The 19,022-nt window shown below is 44.7% G+C and carries 14 protein-coding genes and 1 tRNA gene; 6 read left to right on the top strand and 9 right to left on the bottom strand.

Annotated elements, in window-relative coordinates:
* Nucleotides 1–233: 233 nt before the first annotated feature.
* On the top strand, nucleotides 234–995 hold the full coding sequence (gene tpiA, locus LZG73_RS23395) for a triose-phosphate isomerase (protein ID WP_233855017.1): 762 nt from the start codon (nucleotides 234–236) through the stop codon (nucleotides 993–995).
* 6 nt (nucleotides 996–1,001) lie between these two features.
* Here tpiA and LZG73_RS23390 read toward each other — a convergent pair whose 3' ends face one another.
* From LZG73_RS23390 to LZG73_RS23375, 4 genes are all read right to left on the bottom strand, one after another.
* Nucleotides 1,002–2,018 (bottom strand): OmpA family protein, encoded by a 1,017-nt coding sequence (locus tag LZG73_RS23390; RefSeq protein ID WP_233855016.1) that lies wholly within the window; start codon nucleotides 2,016–2,018, stop codon nucleotides 1,002–1,004.
* 85 nt (nucleotides 2,019–2,103) lie between these two features.
* Nucleotides 2,104–2,862: a DUF5672 family protein gene (locus LZG73_RS23385; protein WP_233855015.1), complete on the bottom strand. Its 759-nt coding sequence runs from the start codon at nucleotides 2,860–2,862 to the stop codon at nucleotides 2,104–2,106.
* Nucleotides 2,863–2,874: 12 nt separating this feature from the next.
* Complete coding sequence (locus tag LZG73_RS23380) at nucleotides 2,875–3,852, bottom strand: glycosyltransferase family 2 protein (RefSeq protein ID WP_233855014.1); 978 nt, start codon at nucleotides 3,850–3,852, stop codon at nucleotides 2,875–2,877.
* A 74-nt stretch (nucleotides 3,853–3,926) separates the two neighbouring features.
* Nucleotides 3,927–5,222 carry a hypothetical protein gene (locus tag LZG73_RS23375; RefSeq protein ID WP_233855013.1) on the bottom strand — a complete coding sequence of 432 codons (1,296 nt, stop codon included), beginning with the start codon at nucleotides 5,220–5,222 and terminating at the stop codon, nucleotides 3,927–3,929.
* 97 nt (nucleotides 5,223–5,319) lie between these two features.
* On the opposite strand from LZG73_RS23375, the gene LZG73_RS23370 reads away from it, so the two are divergent.
* From LZG73_RS23370 to LZG73_RS23355, 4 genes are all read left to right on the top strand, one after another.
* The gene (locus LZG73_RS23370; protein ID WP_233855012.1) at nucleotides 5,320–5,871 is read left to right on the top strand and encodes a hypothetical protein; all 552 of its coding nucleotides are present in this window, start codon (nucleotides 5,320–5,322) and stop codon (nucleotides 5,869–5,871) included.
* 15 nt (nucleotides 5,872–5,886) lie between these two features.
* Nucleotides 5,887–6,675, top strand: a complete 789-nt coding sequence (locus tag LZG73_RS23365; protein ID WP_233855011.1) for a nicotinamidase — start codon at nucleotides 5,887–5,889, stop codon at nucleotides 6,673–6,675.
* Between the two features lie 116 nt (nucleotides 6,676–6,791).
* The gene (gene uvrA / locus LZG73_RS23360) at nucleotides 6,792–9,656 is read left to right on the top strand and encodes an excinuclease ABC subunit UvrA (RefSeq protein WP_233855271.1); all 2,865 of its coding nucleotides are present in this window, start codon (nucleotides 6,792–6,794) and stop codon (nucleotides 9,654–9,656) included.
* A gap of 92 nt (nucleotides 9,657–9,748) precedes the next feature.
* Entirely contained in the window at nucleotides 9,749–10,585 is an 837-nt protein-coding gene (locus tag LZG73_RS23355) for a fumarylacetoacetate hydrolase family protein (RefSeq protein ID WP_233855010.1), read from the top strand.
* Nucleotides 10,586–10,650: 65 nt separating this feature from the next.
* Here LZG73_RS23355 and LZG73_RS23350 read toward each other — a convergent pair whose 3' ends face one another.
* From LZG73_RS23350 to era, 3 genes are all read right to left on the bottom strand, one after another.
* Nucleotides 10,651–11,043, bottom strand: coding sequence for a hypothetical protein (locus LZG73_RS23350; RefSeq protein ID WP_233855009.1), 393 nt, complete (start codon nucleotides 11,041–11,043; stop codon nucleotides 10,651–10,653).
* Between the two features lie 330 nt (nucleotides 11,044–11,373).
* Nucleotides 11,374–12,684 carry a ribosome biogenesis GTPase Der gene (der, locus tag LZG73_RS23345; RefSeq protein ID WP_233855008.1) on the bottom strand — a complete coding sequence of 437 codons (1,311 nt, stop codon included), beginning with the start codon at nucleotides 12,682–12,684 and terminating at the stop codon, nucleotides 11,374–11,376.
* A gap of 65 nt (nucleotides 12,685–12,749) precedes the next feature.
* Nucleotides 12,750–13,673, bottom strand: a complete 924-nt coding sequence (gene era / locus LZG73_RS23340; protein WP_233855006.1) for a GTPase Era — start codon at nucleotides 13,671–13,673, stop codon at nucleotides 12,750–12,752.
* 160 nt (nucleotides 13,674–13,833) lie between these two features.
* On the opposite strand from era, the gene LZG73_RS23335 reads away from it, so the two are divergent.
* Nucleotides 13,834–13,906 (top strand) — tRNA-Met (locus LZG73_RS23335).
* A gap of 85 nt (nucleotides 13,907–13,991) precedes the next feature.
* Here the strand turns inward: LZG73_RS23335 and LZG73_RS23330 are convergent.
* Nucleotides 13,992–16,400: an ABC transporter permease gene (locus LZG73_RS23330; protein WP_233855004.1), complete on the bottom strand. Its 2,409-nt coding sequence runs from the start codon at nucleotides 16,398–16,400 to the stop codon at nucleotides 13,992–13,994.
* Between the two features lie 11 nt (nucleotides 16,401–16,411).
* Nucleotides 16,412–18,997, bottom strand: a complete 2,586-nt coding sequence (locus tag LZG73_RS23325) for an ABC transporter permease (RefSeq protein WP_233855002.1) — start codon at nucleotides 18,995–18,997, stop codon at nucleotides 16,412–16,414.
* Between the last annotated feature and the right edge of the window lie 25 nt (nucleotides 18,998–19,022).

Raw genomic sequence — 19,022 nt, 5'->3', positions numbered from 1 at the left:
ATAAACGGCTTAACTCTGTCTTTATTCTCTTTCGCGTACACTAAGTATCAAATTCAGTCCAATCGGTTAATAGAGTAAAATTAATGCATTTTACCTTAATTAAACACAAAAAATTCTCGATATGTGCAAACTTTCTGACTTTTTTCAGAACATTTATGGATAATAATGTTAATGATGAAATTATGGTAATTTTGTTGCGTTAAAAGGCGTTTTTTCACAATAAAAATTTTCTCATGCGAAAAAAAATTGTTGCAGGTAACTGGAAGATGAATAAGGTTCTGGATGAAGCAGTTGCGCTGACTTCCGAGCTCGTAAATATGGCTAATGATGAGGTTCAAAGTGACGTAAAAGTGATCCTTTGTCCTCCTTCCATTTATCTCACCACTATCAAAAAATATCTGGAAAGCGCACCGAATTTCGCCCTTGCTGCACAAAATTGTTCGGATAAGGTCTCGGGTGCATATACGGGAGAAATTTCAGCACAAATGCTGCAATCGATCGGTGTGGAATATGTGCTGATCGGACACAGCGAGCGCCGCCAATATTTCAATGAAAGCAATGCGGTTTTGGCAGAAAAAGTGAATACAGCGCTTGCAAATGGCGTTTCACCCATCTTCTGCTGCGGCGAATCACTGGATCAGCGCCAGAATGAAGATTACATTGGATTTGTAAAAAATCAAATCTCCGAAAGCCTTTTCCATCTTACGGAAGAACAATTGCTTTCTGTCATCATTGCTTATGAACCAATCTGGGCGATTGGCACGGGCTTAACAGCTTCGGCTGAGCAGGCGCAGGAAATGCATGCGGCTTTGCGTCAGCATCTTGCTTCAAAATATGGCGCTGATGTTGCAGAAGAAATCTCCATTCTTTATGGAGGAAGCGTTACGGCAGCGAGTGCTCCCGAATTATTCAGTTCCCCGGACATCGACGGCGGCCTTGTGGGCGGCGCATCTTTGAAATCCAGGGAGTTTACGAACATTATCAAGGCGAGATAAGCAACATTACATTTGGGTAACCACAAATTCTACCCTCCTGTTTTTGCTGCGTTCGACTTCGGAGGCGCCTTTTGCCAATGGCCGGGTGCCTCCGTAACCTTTCGCTTCAATGCGATCAGCGTCAATGCCTTTTTCAATTAAATATTGCCGCACAGATTCCGCCCGCTTCCGCGACAAATCAAGGTTTTTGTCAAAGTCACCCACATTGTCGGTGTGACCTTCCACGCGGATTTTGATATTTTCGCTTTCTTTCATCAAGTCCACCAGCGTGTTCAATTCCTCGTATGATTCGGGCAAGAGATCCACTTTTGAGGTTTCGAAATAGACATTCGGCAAGCTAATTGTTTCGCCGATTGCCGTTTTCCCAGCTTTCATTTTGTCCAAACCACTTTTTGGCTGTTCAGCAGCAACGGGTTCTTCGGCTGGCTCCTGTTTTTCTTCCACTTTTGGCTTAGGCGCAGGCTGACCAGGCTTTTTGACTGACTTATCCGCCTTTGCAACTGCTGGCGGTGTTTTGGAATCTTTTTTCAACGGGTTTTTAATGTGTATCCCATAAAAATTCCACGATTGGTTTCCGCCTGTGCTCCTTCCTTCGTAAAAATCAAAAACCTCAATTCCCGGGTCCAATCTTTCAAAATATGTAACAAAATCCACCGTGTCTCCCGGCATTACGCCTTTCTTGGTGTTGGTCGGAATGTTGTCGGCCTTAACAAACTTGAACTTTTTATCCGTCTCACCGGGCTTATAGAGTCTCGTTTCAGGATCAAGCCAAATGGCGCTGCTGCCTGGGGGAAGTTGCTGCCCTTGTTTCCTGGGAAATTGGTAAAACAACGGCTGAGGTGAGCTTTTTTCGGTAAACTGTAAATGGATGACCGTATAAGCATCCGTAAGCTCCACACGTTTGATCTTTACATATTGCGCAGATTGCTCCTCAACCTTCGGGCTGTTGGTGATTTGCCCAAAACTTGAACTGAATGAAAATACAATGGCAAATGCACTTGCCAAAAGCACTTTAAAATTCATGACTTTATATGTTAACTTTTAAAACTAACTACAAGAACGCCCGAACATTTCTGATAGTTTGTTAAAATTTGTTAAACAATGTAAGCTATTGATTTTCAGAAATGAATGCAGACCAAAATTGCGGATCGTAACGTTCCCAGGCATGGCAGCCAAACGGGAGTTTGTGCTGCATTAATGTGTAAGTCGCGGCAGGACTTTTCTCAAATGCAAACGCAAGCGCATTGCGCCAGGAGGGCGTTTTCAGGAAGAGTTTCATCGGAATCAGGCGCGTGGCTTCCTGTGAAAACAGCATATCCTCATTGCCGAGCCAAGCGGGATAAATTGCATTGTAAATTTTCAAATAACGGATAATAGCAGGAATGCGCCGCAGGGAAAGCCCGCCATTCAAGACAACACGGTGCTTGTCAAACGCACTGGCAAATGTCTCGTGCGCATCCGCATCAAGCGCGTCATATTCAGGCATATGCAGCGATGGTGCGCCTACGTAATCATAACCCTTATTACACCATTCTGAGAGCGCATCACGGAATACATAAGCGTCTAACTGATAGATCAATATGTATTCATACTTGATAAAAAGCTTGTAAAATTCAATAGAAATCATCAGTCGGTTATAGGCTGCGATCCCTTTGAAATGCACGTCGTCCAGACTAATCAATTCGATTGCGGGATAGGCTTCCTTTACAGCGCTTAAATCCAGACTTGCGGGTTTTACGATCTGCACAGGATAATCGCCCAAAACCTTCATACATTGCTTTAACGACAATTTTTCATTATCGTTTAACACGGATTTGTAAACCGGGATCACGACTGCGGCCGAGGCCTTCGCTCTGTTTGATTTCAATGTGCCTGATTTTTATTCCAACAAATCCCCGATTGCAGGCAGCCACCAATCCTTGCTGCTAAACTTGTAATAACCCCGCACCACATCATTCACGATCGGGGTGAGCCGGTTAATGCGTTTTTCGGGAAGTGACGCACGTTTATAAAAATGCCTTTGGGATAAATATAACTTTATAAGCTTCTCTCTCGGCACAAAAGGAAGCGCTTTGAGCAGCAAAAAGAGGTCCCGCAACTTATTCGCTTTTTCTTCGAGCGGAACAAGTTTCTTCTCTCTGTCGCGCACGAAGCGATCTTTCAGCTGCACTTTATCCACTTTATTTCCAAAACCAACCTGCTGACTGGCGTGAATGCGGTAATAAATGAGCGTATCCGCAATGAAATCGATCTTGTTTTCAAGGCTTAGCACCATCGCGATCCACGCATCGTGAATGAGGTCGGGAACGTGCGTAGGAAAAGGCATTAAGCGCTCCAAACACGATCTTCTGATGGCCAGAGTTGCGCCTGTAACCACAAAGCCATTGAAAAGAATCTCATGCGGCTTGCCATTCATCCACCGATTCTGGCTCATGCTGTTGAATTCAATTTCTTGCCAAATCGTAGTCCCAACCGACACAGAATCATCGTCAATCTTCATTGCATCAGAAAAAACCGCATCTATATTCGGGTGTGATTGCAGATAATCCACTTGTTTCTGAACCCGGTCTTCTCGCCATTTGTCGTCCTGATCGCACAAGAGAATGATATCACCTGTGCAAAGGGAAAGGCATTTTTCAAAATTCTTTGTTGAGCCAAGATTCACCTCGTTGATATGAATGTGAACCTGAAAACTATTTTGTGCCGCAAAAGATTTGATAATTTCAATGGTGTTATCCTTCGACCTGTCGTCGCATACAACCAACTCATCAATCGGGAGTGTCTGATCAGCAATGCTCTTCAACTGCTCAGGTAAATATTTTGCCCCGTTGTAAGTACACAACGCCACTGAAATCATAAAGATGTTTATAAATTAAAAACGCCTGCAATTTAGCAGTCAATACACACTATCGCCAAACTGCATTGTCACTTTTACAAAAAGTCATCATTGAGTTTGGACTCTTTCAAAATGCCAAGCTTGACCACTTTTTTATCAACAGCCCACTGCATTACGTCCGAGTAACCTTTTGCCTCGTGGTAATAAATCAGACGCGTGTTGGGATCTTTCTCCCATTTTGCCACGCGCGTTTCCAAATCCTGGTTCATTACGATGAGGGCTTTTCGGTTATTGTAAAAAACCGTACCCCACAATAACAAGCCAAAAACGGCCAATACACGCAAATGACGCTGTTTTAGCACTTTCAGATCAAGAAATATCAATAAAAGAATAACGGGAATGGTCGCTGTGAAAAACATATAGCGCGGCGCGATGCCGCCTCCCGCCCTTGTTTCAAATCTGGAAATGGAAATGATCACGCCTGTGAGTATGGGCAATGAAAGCAAGCAATACAGAAGCGGATTTTGATAAGCATAACCTTTAAAAAAGAGCCAAATCCACGTAATTAACACAGCCGCGCCCACAGCCATGCAAATGTAAATGTTGATATACTGATTTGTAGAAGGGTTTATATACAAGAAACTTCCCATGAATGTGAACAGCAAACGCGCCGCCCAGTCGAAGTTGAAAGGCGTATGTCCGCCGCCCGCCACTTCGGGTCTCGGAATAAATGTGATCCATAACAAAACGGCCGAAAGAAGGCTCCAAACAACCAGCAAGGCCCTTTTCTTTTGCACAAAAAGCATGAATGCACCCAGCAAAAGTGCCAGAAATCCGTTTCCAAAAGAAAAAACCGCAGCAGCAACCGAAAGAATTGAAAAGAAAAAAATCCAGCTTTTAATTTGCTGCGATTTATTAAGTAGAAAAAGGCTGAGAAAACAGAAGAAAAAAACGGTGTAATGCTGAATTCCTCCCCAATAAAAAAATGTGACCTGCCAAAATGCCAGACTAAACAGAAACACGGCGGCAATGAGCAGGTTTTCCCCGTAAAGCATGCTGTTTTGTTTCATGACAAAAAGCATTAAAACAAAAAAACCAATCAGAAACAGGTTTTGGAAAAACACGAGATTAGCGAAATCCACCTGGTGAAAAATGCTGTAATAAGCTGCTGCGGCAGATTTTGAAAATATAATGCGGTGCTCGTTGTGGCGGCTGAAAAGGATTTCGAGTTTGCCCAGCAGCGTATAATCGTCGAAAAATATGCGTTTGATAAAGCCTAATGTTGTGTCATAATCGTCAAACGAAGGCAGGTTGAGTGTGTTGGTAAAAAGGGTGTACGCGAAGATTAAAAAAATGGCAATACTCAAACTGATTGAGAGATATTTAGGCATATCTGATATTTTTGTCAAAACTGGACGGGCATTCTGCACCATATAAAGTTACGCCCCGAATTTCGAGAATCTATAATTTAGTTCACAAAAGCACACAATGGCATTACCCGATCAACTTAAAAAAGCAATTGTCCAGATGCCGGCCAAAGAAAAGGATAAATTGCTGCTCAGGCTGATCACAAAAGATAAAACACTTACGGACAGGCTTCATTTTGAGCTTATAGAGGACAGCGCAACCATTCCCGAACGCCGTGAAGAAATTGCCGGAAGGATCACAAGAACTTCAAAATTTAACCAGAACACGCCGGGCTGGATCCTGATGGACATGCGGAACCTGAGCGGCGACATATCCTATCATGTGAAGGTGACCAAAGATAAAATCGGCAGCATTGAATTGAATTTGTTCCTGATGAACACATTTTTGGAAGGTTATGTGGATATATTAAAAACCTATTCGTCCCGTGCCGACACTTGCGCTTTATACATTGCCAAAAAAGCACAAGTGATTCTGAATGCATTCAATAAGCTCGATGAGGATTATCGGGTGGATTACATTAAGGATACAAACCGGATGTTAGCCTCAGTTTACAGCCTTTGTTCCAAAATGTATGCTCGGCAAATGGAAATCCCCAAAGAAATAGAAAGCTGATAACCGTAATCTTCCATGAAAAAGACAGCCTTACTGCTCATTGATGCCCAGTTTGACTTTTGTAATCCGAAAGGCGCGCTTTATGTGCCCGGCGCAGAATCGGATGTAGAGCGGATTGCCCGGCTGATTGCATTGGAAGGTGAAAAAATCGACCGCATTTTTGTAACGCTTGACACGCATAAAGTTCTCGACATTGCGCATCCGCTTGTTTGGCAAGATAGCAATGGTAACACGGTTGCGCCTTTCACATTGATCACTTCCGACAATGTGAAAGCTGGCAAGTGGACTCCGCGCTATGAACGCGATTATGTTCTGAAATATCTGGAAACATTGGAGTCCGAAGGTGAATTCAAGCATTTCATCTGGCCGGAACATTGTCTTATTGGCTCCAAAGGCGCATCTCTGGATGACACCATCATGGATGCATTGCTTGCCTGGACGCACAGGACGGGACGGGATTACAAGGCAATCATCAAAGGAACAAATCCACTGACCGAACATTTCGGCGTTTTTCGGGCGCAGGTTCCAGTGACTGGCGCGCCTGAAACGGAGTTGGACCGTTCGTTTTTAAATGAGCTTGCAGCATTTGACCAAATTCTTGTGGCTGGCGAAGCGCGCTCTCATTGTGTGGCAACGAGCATTCATCAAATCATTCAATATGCGCCGGAACTCGTTCCAAAAGTTATTATCTTGACTGACTGCATGTCGGATGTTACCAACTGGGGCCATCTTGCTGATCCCATTTTTGAGAAAGCTGCGCAGGTAGGAATGACTTTTTTGAAAGCAAATGCAGTCCAGCTTTAATCAGGCTGCATTGCGATTTTCCCTCCCCGGAAGTCAAACTAAATAAATGTACTTTTGGTTAATATAAAGATCGGTGCATGATCACATTTGCATCGGCTGTCCATGATTTTCTCTATATGATGCAATTACCTGTGCCGCGGATTGAAGCTGCCCAATTCGATGATTTGGATCCAAGGCAATACATTCTGATCAAAGGTGCCCGAGTTAATAATCTCAAAAATATTGATGTTGCCATTCCGCGAAATAAGCTTGTGGTGATCACAGGTTTGTCCGGATCAGGCAAATCTTCCCTGGCTTTTGACACGCTTTTTGCCGAAGGGCAGCGCATGTATGTCGAAAGTTTGAGCAGTTATGCGCGGCAGTTTTTGGGCCGCATGGAAAAGCCGGAAGTCGAATATATCAAAGGGATTTCACCGGCCATCGCCATTGAGCAGAAGGTGAACACCAGAAACCCGCGCTCCACGGTCGGGACTTCAACTGAAATTTACGATTATCTCAAATTGCTTTTTGCCCGCATCGGGCACACCTATTCGCCTATTTCAGGAGAATTGGTAAAAAAAGACACGGTTACCGATGTTGTCAACTTTATGCTCAGCCATGAAGAAGGCTCCCGCGTAATGATCCTTGCGCCATTGCTCATCCGCGAAGGCCGGACGCAGACAGAGGAACTAACCATTCTGCTTTCAAAGGGTTATAACCGTATTTTTTTGAATGAAGAAGTCGTTGCCATTGAAGACATTCTCGAAAATCCGGACAATTATTCACAGGCTGGCAACCAGATTTTTATATTAATTGACCGTGCCGGTGTAAAACACGATGATGAAGATACGCAATATCGCCTTTCCGATTCCGTCCAAACCGCATTTTTTGAAGGAGAAGGCATCTGCATTGTGCAGGTTGTGAATGGCGAAAGAAAGGTGTTTTCTGACAAATTCGAGTTGGACGGCATGTCTTTCGAAGAACCAACGGTCAATCTTTTCAGCTTCAACAATCCTTATGGCGCTTGCAAAAGGTGTGAAGGTTTTGGGAAAGTTCTGGGCATTGATCCCGATTTGGTTATTCCTGACAAAGGACTTTCTGTTTATGAAGGCGCAATTGCTCCCTGGCGGACCGAGAAAATGAGCGAATGGCTAACGCCGCTTGTTCGCAATGGTGCCAAGTTTGATTATCCAATTCACAGACCTTATAAAGACCTTACCAATGAGCAAAAAGAGCTTCTCTGGACGGGTAATCAATATTTTCAAGGCCTGAATGCATTTATTGCAGAACTGGAAACACAGACGTATAAAATTCAATACAGGGTGATGCTTTCGCGTTTTCGCGGGCGTACGACCTGCCCGGACTGTCGCGGATCGCGTTTGCGGAAAGATGCTTCGTATGTTAAACTTGGCGGCGCTTCGATTACAGATCTTGTTTTGATGCCCATCAAAGACGTTTCCGTTTTTTTCCAAAACATTGAGATCAGCGAGCATGATAGGCAAATCGCCAAACGCGTATTGACCGAAATTGAAACGCGGCTTGAATATATGAACCGTGTTGGATTGGGTTATCTGACATTGAACCGGCTTACGAACACATTGTCGGGCGGTGAATTTCAGCGGATTAAGCTTGCGACATCGCTGGGAAGCGCATTGGTGGGTTCTATGTACATTCTGGATGAACCTAGCATTGGGCTGCATCCGAGAGATACGCAGCGCCTCGTTGGCGTGCTCGAATCATTGCGCGACCTGGGAAACACAGTAATTGTTGTGGAGCATGAAGAAGAGGTCATGCACGCCGCGGATCAGATTATTGACATTGGCCCCGAAGCTGGAACAGGTGGCGGTCATGTGGTTTTTCAGGGAAATTGGGAAGATATTTCTGAATTGAAAAGCACCGGTTACATCGAAAACAACGATTCAGGAATTAAATCGCACACGCTGGATTTTCTTTTGGAGAACGATTCTATCCCCGTTCCTGCCGTGAGACGGAAATCATTGCATTCACTGCAAATCAAAGGAGCAAGGGAAAATAACCTGAAAGAGTTGGATGTAACTGTTCCGCTCAATATGCTTACAGTCGTGACGGGCGTCAGCGGTTCAGGCAAATCGACATTGATCAGAAAAATATTATATCCTGCATTAATGCGCCTCAAGGGCGAGTTCAGCGAGGAAGTTGGCCATTTTGATGAGCTGACAGGCAGCATTGACAGAATTGAAGCCGTTGAAATGATTGACCAGAATCCAATTGGAAAATCATCGCGCTCCAATCCGGTTACTTACATCAAAGCCTACGATTACATTCGTCAAATGATGGCCGACCTGCCGCTTTCAAAAGCGCGTAGTTACAAGCCTTCCCATTTCTCGTTCAATGTGGATGGCGGGCGTTGTGAAATTTGCCAGGGCGAAGGCCAGGTGAAGATCGAAATGCAGTTTATGGCCGACATTTATCTCAAATGCGAAGGCTGTAACGGCAGAAGATTCAAGCAGGAGATCCAGGAAGTGCGTTACCAGGAAAAAGATGTTGCGGAAATCCTGGATATGACTGTGGATGAAGCCATTGAGTTTTTCAGGGCCTCTGAGCCAAAACTGGTTGAAAAGCTGATGCCTTTGCAGGAAGTGGGCTTGGGTTATGTGGGCTTGGGACAATCTTCCAACACATTGTCGGGAGGAGAAGCGCAGCGTGTGAAACTGGCGTCATTCCTTGGAAAAGGCTCTTCCAATAAGGGAAAGACGCTTTTTATCTTCGATGAACCCACGACCGGACTGCATTTCCACGACATTAAAAAGCTTCTGAAAGCCATTAACGCATTGGTGGATCAGGGCGACAGCGTGATTATCATTGAGCACAACATGGAAGTCATCAAAAGTGCAGACTGGATTCTGGATCTCGGACCCGAAGGCGGCGATGGCGGCGGTTACCTGACATTTGCAGGAACGCCGGAGGAAATGGCAAAAATTGAAGACAATTACACGGCAACGTTTTTGAAAGACAAATTATGATCAAATAGCCTGATCGCATGGAAGAATCGTAGATTATGCAGTAAAGAAAATAGGGTAAAGCCTTATTGAAACGAAACCAAAATGCGATTTCTATGAAGTTATATAAAACCGAAAACGGCATCCTGCTTGAAAGAGACGATCTTTTTTATCGTTTGCATGAAAAGGATTGGGATGCGGCGGTGAATCGGGACGACCTCTACGATTGGCTTGAAATACAGATTGAAAGCCTTATTCCGATCACTTTCACGGCTGACGTTCCCATGCCGGAGATCCTTGCTCCCATTGGTTCTCAGGAAGTTTGGGCTTCGGGCGTAACTTATTTCAGAAGTCGCACCGCACGCATGGAGGAATCGGAAAAAGCAGGAGGCGGAAGCTTTTACGACCGTGTTTACGAAGCCGAACGGCCCGAACTTTTCTTCAAATCAACGGCTTGGCGGGTGATAGGAAACCACGGAACAGTCCGCATTCGCCGTGACTCAACCTGGGATGTTCCCGAGCCCGAACTTACATTATTCGCTTCTTCGTCGGGAACATTGGTGGGTTACACCATTGGAAACGACATGAGTTCCCGAAGCATTGAAGGCGAAAATCCTTTATATCTTCCTCAGGCTAAGTCTTATACAGGAAGCGCTGCATTGGGTCCATGCCTGTATGTCCCAGAATTTCCATTATCCGACGACACGGTGATCGACCTTGCCATTGTTCGCGGAAGTGAAGAGGTTTTTAGCGGCGAGGTGACTTTGGCACAAATGAAACGCAAGCCCGACGAATTGCTTCGTTATCTGTTTCTTGAAATGTCGTTTCCGCACGGCGCATATCTGATGACCGGCACGGGCATCATTCCCCCATCTGATTTTACATTACAAAAAGACGATATCGTTCACATTTCCATCGAACCCATTGGCACATTGACCAATGTGGTGGGCTGAAAATAAAAAAAGCTGCAACTTGTACAGTTGCAGCTTTTTTATGATAAATGTCTTGCTTACAAATTTCAGCTCGGCAGTCCGATGAATGTGTAAATCGTGCAGCGAACAAAAGCAATCAATTTGGTAACGATTGATTCACCTGCATCACTGTCATCTTCATTTGAAAAAAACGAGGAAGGAGTCGCTTCGCGGATTCTTTCATTCAATGTTACTTTTTCAAATTCATTTGCAAAATCTGTCGAATAGGCTGCTGCAACAGGTTTTACAGACGCTGCGCGATATTTTATCATTTTCGAATGTTTCGCTGCTTTCTTGGCTACAATCCTTTCGCTGGGTTGGATGCATTCTTTGCCTGCCTGCAACTTTTTGTGCGCTACAAACATGTTGTGAGAATATCCGGTTGCTCCTGCTTGAAGGCTTAAAAGAACTAAAAGTGTAAATATTTTGATCGTTTTCATGGCTATGTTTTCGGTCGTTCAGAGAAAATCAGGATGCGATTTGTTGTAACTAATTGACTCTACAAATATATATGTTTTACTGGGTATCTTGCAATACATAGTACCTTGTTTTTAACAATTTTTAGGAAAATATTTTTGGGCCCTTCTATTTCCTGTCAAACAAGCACTTTCGTATGAACAGATGTAAAGATAATGTAAAAGGTTGCAGGTGAGGATCAAAAAAAGATGAAACGCGTAATTTCACGGCTGAAATGTAGTAGTTAACCGATAAAGCAAAAAACGCCGGACTGTAATAGCCCGGCGTTTTTTGCGTAAAAATCCTTGGCCTTTTTATTTTTCCCGGAAGAAAATAGTGATCGGAACGCCAGAAAAATCGAAGTTCTCACGCATCCTGTTTTCGAGATAACGCAAGTAAGGCTCCTTCACATGTTTTGGATTGCTGCTGAAAAACACAAACGTCGGTGACGGCGTCGGCAGCTGGATCATGTATTTAATGTTGATATACTTTCCTCTGTCAGCCGGTGGCGGATATTTTTCAATTTCTGCCTGCATCACCTCGTTCAATTTCGAAGTCGTGATCTTCTTCGTTTTGTTTTTATAAACCTCCATGGCTTTCTCCATCACCTGGTGAATTCGCTGTTTTTCAACAACGGAGGCAAAAATGATTGGCATATAGTTCATTGGCGCCAGTCTTTCCAGCAGCGCTTTTTTGAATGTATCCGCCGTTTTGGAGTCCTTTTCTACCAAATCCCACTTGTTAACCATGATCACAATGCCCTTTTTCGCCTTGTCAGCCTGGCCAATGATGTTCATATCCTGACCTTCCAGACCTAACGTTGCATCCAAAAGAATGATACAAACATCTGATTCCTCCATCGCCTTCACTGAACGCAATGTCGAGTAATACTCAATGTCTTCGTTAACGCGTGATTTGCGGCGAAGTCCGGCAGTATCCGTTAAGATAAACTCCATTCCGAATGCATTATAATGCGTGTGAATGGCGTCGCGCGTGGTGCCTGCAATGTCTGTCACAATGCTTCTGTCCGTGCCCGTAAGCACATTCAGGAAAGAAGATTTACCCACATTCGGCCTTCCCATAATGGCGATCCTTGGAATTCCGGCTTCGGGATCTTCAATGCCGGCTGTTTCAAAATGCGTGATAACCTGGTCCAACAATTCGCCGGTTCCAAAACCTGTCTGCGCAGAGATCGCGAAGATTTGTTCGCCCAGCCCCAATTCATAAAATTCGGCCGCAGACTGGTAACGCTCCTGCGTTTCGGCTTTATTAGCAACCAAATAAACTGGCTTGTTAACGCGTCTGAGCACATTTGCGAAGTCTTTATCAAGGTCCGTCAAACCCGTCATGGTGTCCACCATAAACAAAACCACCGTCGATTCTTCCAATGCAAGCTCAACCTGATCGCGAATTGCTCCTTCAAAAATATCTTCTGAACCCACGACATAGCCGCCGGTGTCGATTACTGTAAAATATTGATCGGTCCATTCACCATAACCATAATGCCGGTCACGGGTAACGCCGCTCTGGTTGTCCATGATCGCTTTACGGCTCTCCGTAAGGCGGTTGAATAATGTGGATTTGCCCACATTCGGACGCCCAACAATTGAAATTATATTTGCCATTTTGTATTAATTAATGTGGTCCAAACAGTTTGTAAACAAACCGTCTTTCTATCTTTTATTATAAATTACTCGTCGTAGCCAAACTGTCTCAGCTTGTTTTCCTTGCTTCTCCAATCCGGCTCAACCCTTACATGCTGTTCCAGAAATACTTTTTTACCAAAAAACGCTTCCATATCAATACGCGCTTGCGTTCCGATCTTTTTCAGCATTTCCCCTTTTTCTCCAATAATGATCCCTTTCTGGCTTTTGCGTTCCACAAGGATTTCCGCGCGGATGACGATCATGTCGTCGCGTTCTTTAAATTCTGAAATCAAAACTTCGGAGCTGTATGGAATTTCCTGGCGATAATTCAGAAATATCTTTTCACGAATGATTTCCGAAGCAAAGAAACGCTCCGGCTTGTCTGTAAGTTCATCCTCTCCAAAATACGGCGGGTGAAATGGCAGGCGCGTGATCACCGCGTCAAAAAGCGTCGCAATGTTGGCCTGGTGCAATGCAGAAATCGGGATGATCGCATCCGGCTGGATCGCCGCTTCCCACTCAGCCATTTTCGCGTCAACGTGCTCTTGGTCAGACAAATCTATTTTATTCAAAACCAAAACGATCGGCGCATCGGCGCGTTTCAGCAATGGCAGAACTTCATGGTCTGCTACCTTCTCTCCCACTTCCGCCACAAACAAAACCACGTCTGCATCTTCCAATGAGCCTTTTACAAAAGTCATCATCGAATCGTGCAGCTTATAAGCCGGCTTAATGACCCCGGGCGTATCCGAATACACAAGTTGAAAAGGAATTTCCTCGTGCTTACCATTCAAAATTCCCATAATGCGGTGACGCGTGGTCTGGGCTTTTGATGTGATGATTGACATCCTTTCCCCCACGAGCACATTCATAAGGGTCGATTTGCCTACATTAGGCTTGCCTATAATGCTGACGAAACCGGCGCGGTGGTTGCGGAAAGGCGTTGTTATTTCTGTCTTGTCTTCCATGTTTTACTTAAAAATCACACAAAAGTACAGTTTTCCGCCCATGAAATTGCTATAAATGGTTGTGAAGGAGCAGTATTACAAAAATGATTGAATAATTTTTCGAACTAATGTTGCATTGAATCGACATTACTCGTATGTTTGCACTCCAATTCAACAACACCGCGGGATGGAGCAGTTGGTAGCTCGTTGGGCTCATAACCCAAAGGTCGCTGGTTCGAGTCCAGCTCCCGCTACATTAAGAAAGGTCGCAAACAAAAGTTCGCGGCCTTTTTGCGTTTTAGCCTTATTTTAACTCCACCTCATTCCAGGGAATATTCGTTACTCACTTTTCAAACTCTTCACCGGATTCAGCATTGCTGCCTTTATCGCTTGATAACTTACGGTAAGCATTGTAATGAGCAAAACGCCTGTTCCGGCAATGATGAAAATCCACCAGGAGACGGCCGTATGATATTCGTAGTTGTTGAGCCAGTTGTTCATCGTGAACCAGGCAATGGGTGCCGACAGCAGGCAGGAGATAAGGACCAATGTGATGAAATCGAGAGAAAGAAGGCTCCAAAGATTCAAAATGGATGCGCCCAGCACTTTTCGGACGCCGATTTCTTTGGTTCGCTGCTCAGCCATGAATGAAGCCAGGCCGAAAAGTCCTAAACAGCTGATCAAAATTGCCAAAGACGCAAATGCAGCAGCCAGATTACTAATGCGCTCTTCTGACTCAAATTTGAAATCATACTCCTGATCGACAAATTCATACGCAAACGGTGCGTCCGGGCTGTATTGCTTGAAAACGGCTTCAATGTTCTGCAAAGCCTTTTGCGTGTCGCTCGCAGGATTGATCCGGATTGTGATGAAATCGCCAGCGCGCGGTCGGATGAAAAAGATAGTTTGCCGAACAGGTTCGTAAGGAGACTCCATAATCATGTCTTTTACCACACCCAAAATCCGGAAACTCCTGCCTTCCCATTTGACAGTTTCACCAATTGCCGCCGCAACATTCGGACGACCCAGGCCCATAAATTTTACTGCAGTTTCGTTCAGTATAAATCCTGCAGAGTCCGTTGAAAAGGTTTTTGAAAAATCCCTTCCCGCGACAAAATCCCAACCAAGCGTTTTGCCAAAATCGTGCGAAATGCCGATGGTGGCAAATTCCGCTTCGAGATCCGGATCTTTTCCTTTCCAATCAAAACCTACATTGGCTGATCTCACCTCCGTTGGCGGCCCCATGGATTCGGTCATGGAAGTTGCCGAGCCGGTTTTAACCAGGTCATGAAGCACTGCATCAAAATGATTGTGAATGTCCGGCGTGTTCACATGAATGGTCACAAGGTTTTCGCGGTTATAACCGATCGGGCGGCTCTTTGCATGCAAAATCTGCCTGTAAACCACAATGGTGCCAATTATCAATGTTATTGAAACCGTAAATTGAAGGACCACCAACACTTTTCGTGGCAAAGCGGTTGCAAGGCCCGTTCGCGCGCCTGTGCCTTTCAGGGTTTTGATGGGTTGAAATGAAGACAAATAAAATGCTGGATAACTGCCTGCTACTAATCCTGTCACCATACTAAAAATGATCACCCCCGCCCAAAAAAACGGATTTAACCAAAGCATTACCATTTCTTTATCGGCCAATTGATTAAAAATCGGCAGCGTAACCTGCACAAGGAGCAAAGAAATGACCAGCGCGAGTCCGACAATCAGAAAAGATTCACTGAAAAATTGCCCGATCAATTGTCCCCGCAGCGAGCCGATTGCTTTCCGAATTCCAACTTCTTTTGAACGTTTTTCGGAACGCGCGGTGCTTAGATTCATGAAATTAATGCATGCCAAAAACAGCACAAAAAGCCCGATAACGGCAAATAACCAAACAAACTGAACTCTCCCACCCACATTGACGCCATTTTTCCACTCGGAATACAGATGCCAGCGGCTCATCGGATGAAGCAAAATTTCGGGCTTGAAGCGGAGCTCGTTTTGATCTGCCTTTTTTGCTTTAATGTCTTTGATTTTTGCAGAAACGTTTTGCACATCGGCGTTTTCAGACAACTGCGCATAAATCTGGAATGAGCTGCTGCTCCAATTGCTGTTGGCCTGTGCTTCTCTAACCCAATCCGTTGAAGCCACATACAAATCCCAGGGCGCTATGAAACGCACTTCCTTGAACTCGGAGTTGTAAGGCAGATCTTTGTAAACGCCTGCAACCTTCACATTCAGCTCATTATCGAGCTTAATCACCTGATTCAGCGGATCAGCATTGCCGAAAAATGCATTGGCAACAGACTCGGAAAGCAATACAGAGCCCGGCTCTTTCAAACCTGCCCAGGTGCCATGAACCATTTCCAACGACAGCATTTCCGCTGCCTCAGGCGACATAAAATTTCCTGCTTTTATAAATTTCGAAGTCCCGGATGACAGAATGTGTCTTGTAGTCCATGAGGAAAGCACAACATGCTTAAAGTCATTAGGAAAATTGCTTTTGAGCTCCGATGCAAGCGGAATAGGCACATTATTGCCCGTAACAATCTCCCCATCCAAGGTTTGCTGCTGCATTAACTGCGCAATCCGGTCGTAGTTTTGATGATATTTATTGAAGGACAATTCATCATAAACCCATAATCCGATCAGCATTGCCGCCCCCATGCCCACAGCCAGCCCGCCAATGTTTATTGCGGAATAACCCTTGTTCTTAATCAGGTGACGAAATGCGATTTTAATGTAATTTCTAAGCATTGGATCCACGATTATTCACTCTTCAAACTCTTCACAGGATCAAGCAATGCAGCTTTGCTTGCCTGGTAAACGACTGTTAATGTAGCGATTAAAAATGTTGCACCGATTGCCGTGAGGAAAATCCAGGCGCTGATTTCAATGTGGAATTTGAAACCTGCAAGCCAATGGTTCATGGCCCACCAAGCCACAGGTGAAGCAATGGCAAATGATATTACGATCAGCGTGCTGAATTCTTTACCGAAAATCCATAAGATCTGGGGAATGTTGCTTCCGAGCACTTTCCGGATGCCAATTTCCTTGGTTTTTTGCGCAGCCATAAATGAGACCAGACCATACAATCCAAGACAGCCGATAAAGATCGCTATGACTGAAAACGCCTGAATGAGACTGAACATTAGTGACTCCGTTTCGTAAAACAAAGCAACCTGTTCGTCCAGAAATTCATAGTCATAAAGCTGGTCGGGATGCATTGCACTCCATGTTTTCTCAATGGCGGCGAGCGTCGCAGGAACGTTGTTCGTATTGATCTTTACGGCATAACTGTTATAATTATCACTGGCCGAAGGAATGCAAACGGCGCTGATCTCTTCGTGAAAAGACTGGTCATGAAAGTCTTTGACGATGCCGACAATCGGTCCGCTCATGTTGCCATTCACCCTTAAAGTTTTGCCCAGCATTTCCAAAGGTGACGCCAGATTGAGCTTCTTTGCAAGCGTTTCATTGACCAAAAATTCCTTCGTTGTGTCGGAAGGAAACAAGTTACGTCCGGCAACGAGTTTGAGGTCAAAAGTGGAAAGATAATCATTGTCCGCAGCACGCATGGAAATGCGGAACGGCTCTTCTTCGGAACGATTGTCATAAAATGGCGTTGCACCCCAGTTGCTCTGAGAAGAAGGAGCCGAAAAACACAGCGAAACACGCTCGACACCAGCAATTTGCTGCAACTTTCCTTTGACAGTCTTTGCCTGCTCGGGCGACGACACGATCGGGATCATTACAACCGCATCTTTATTAAAACCCAGATCCGACTGCTGCGCGAAATGCATTTGCCGCGCAATGACAATCATACCAATGATCAGGATTTGGGAAATTGCAAATTGTGTGATGATCAATGCCCTGCGTGTGTTGAAGCCGCCAATGTTTTGCTGTGACAGCTTGCCTTTCAATGCTGTAACGGGCTGAAAACGAGCGAGGATCATGCCCGGATAAGAGCCGGAAAGGAATGTTACGATAATGATCACGCCAATTAAGAACAGCCATAATTGCCAGTTGGAAAGCAGGTCGAGGCTGATTTGTGATGAAAAAAGGTTGTTCACGTAAGGCAATGCGAGCGCAGACAAAATCAATGCGGCTGTGCTGGCAATGAGCGTAATCAGGCTCGTTTGCGCGATAAACTGCCAAAATAATTGTCCACGCAAGCTGCCCAGCACTTTTCTCACGCCCACTTCTTTGGAAAGTTTCAATGCCTGAGCCGTGGCCAGATTGATGAAATTAACGCAAGCCGTAACAATCAGAAATAGGCCGATCAAACCGAGCACCCAAAGATTTTTTTTCTCCATAGTGCCGCTATAACGCGCATCAAAGTGAACATCCGCCAAGGGCTGCAACTTATAATGATGCACATTCTTACTGGTGGGGCGATATTTTTTAACGTAAGCCGGAAAAACCTTCTCAACCTGGCTTACCGTAACCCCGGGCCGAAGCAATGCATAACAGTTCATCGAGCTCTGAATCCCTCCCCACGCATCTTCGCTCCCCAGCCATTCATTATATTGTTTGAGTGTGTTATAGGAAACAAAAATTTCAGCCTGTTGGTCTGTGTTGATCGGCAGGTCTTTCAAAACACCTTTGACAGTTACGTCGATTTTATTTTCAATGCGGAAAGTCTGGTTGATCGGGTTTTGTTGACCAAAATATTTCTTAGCCACCCGTTCGGTAATGATGCCCGTGTTGGGCTCTTTCAAAGCCGTTTTAATGTCGCCTTGGATAAGCGGGAAATTGAAGATCTGGAAATATTCTTCCTCTGCGAATGCAACGCCATCGGGCTCATTGAATTTTTTGACGTCCTTATTTTGCTTCACAGTAACCAGCAATTCGTCAAAAGTGGCGATGCGGGCCACTTTTTCGGCGAAAGTGTAATCGTTTCGAAAGGCCTTGCCCAAGGGGCTTGGCACGCCTGCTGTGTATGAAATGTTATCGCGATGCTGCTCGGTGACAATGCGATAGATGCGCTCGGAGTTTGCATGGAAATTGTCAAACCCAAGGTGATATTTGACCAATAAAAAAATAAGCAAACCGCAGGTCATTCCTAAGGTCAGACCGGATACATTGAGAATTGCATAAGCTTTGTTGCGGTTCAAATGTCTGAACGCAATTTTGAAATAGTTACGGATCATGAGTGTTAAGCTAATTACCAAACCTAGTAAGTGAAGAATGCAAAGTTGCGGCGGCTCACACAACAGGACAAATTGTAAGCCAGTAGAAATGCACATTGTAATGCACTGATCTCTAAATGTATAGCAAACATTCTTATCATTCCAATGTCCATAATCGAACACATTGCGTTCGTTTTCAGGCTGGAAATTGTCTGTATACATTCTGGGGAAATAGGTGCACGAGAAG

It is taken from the genome of Dyadobacter sp. CY326 (genome assembly GCF_021390515.1).
In the GTDB taxonomy this organism is placed as follows: domain Bacteria; phylum Bacteroidota; class Bacteroidia; order Cytophagales; family Spirosomataceae; genus Dyadobacter.
Note: the sequence above shows the minus strand (reverse complement) of the source record. Positions and strands in the feature narration are given on the sequence as shown.

What these genes read in the sequence shown, in the direction of transcription:
- LZG73_RS23380 (WP_233855014.1), bottom strand. Translation starts at nt 3,852, where the DNA reads ATGATTTCAGTGGCGTTGTGTACTTACAACGGGGCAAAATATTTACCT.
- tpiA (WP_233855017.1), top strand. Translation starts at nt 234, where the DNA reads ATGCGAAAAAAAATTGTTGCAGGTAACTGGAAGATGAATAAGGTTCTG.
- LZG73_RS23325 (WP_233855002.1), bottom strand. Translation starts at nt 18,997, where the DNA reads ATGTATACAGACAATTTCCAGCCTGAAAACGAACGCAATGTGTTCGAT.
- LZG73_RS23390 (WP_233855016.1), bottom strand. Translation starts at nt 2,018, where the DNA reads ATGAATTTTAAAGTGCTTTTGGCAAGTGCATTTGCCATTGTATTTTCA.
- LZG73_RS23375 (WP_233855013.1), bottom strand. Translation starts at nt 5,222, where the DNA reads ATGCCTAAATATCTCTCAATCAGTTTGAGTATTGCCATTTTTTTAATC.
- LZG73_RS23370 (WP_233855012.1), top strand. Translation starts at nt 5,320, where the DNA reads ATGGCATTACCCGATCAACTTAAAAAAGCAATTGTCCAGATGCCGGCC.
- uvrA (WP_233855271.1), top strand. Translation starts at nt 6,792, where the DNA reads ATGATGCAATTACCTGTGCCGCGGATTGAAGCTGCCCAATTCGATGAT.
- der (WP_233855008.1), bottom strand. Translation starts at nt 12,684, where the DNA reads ATGGCAAATATAATTTCAATTGTTGGGCGTCCGAATGTGGGCAAATCC.
- LZG73_RS23365 (WP_233855011.1), top strand. Translation starts at nt 5,887, where the DNA reads ATGAAAAAGACAGCCTTACTGCTCATTGATGCCCAGTTTGACTTTTGT.
- LZG73_RS23355 (WP_233855010.1), top strand. Translation starts at nt 9,749, where the DNA reads ATGAAGTTATATAAAACCGAAAACGGCATCCTGCTTGAAAGAGACGAT.
- era (WP_233855006.1), bottom strand. Translation starts at nt 13,673, where the DNA reads ATGGAAGACAAGACAGAAATAACAACGCCTTTCCGCAACCACCGCGCC.
- LZG73_RS23330 (WP_233855004.1), bottom strand. Translation starts at nt 16,400, where the DNA reads ATGCTTAGAAATTACATTAAAATCGCATTTCGTCACCTGATTAAGAAC.
- LZG73_RS23350 (WP_233855009.1), bottom strand. Translation starts at nt 11,043, where the DNA reads ATGAAAACGATCAAAATATTTACACTTTTAGTTCTTTTAAGCCTTCAA.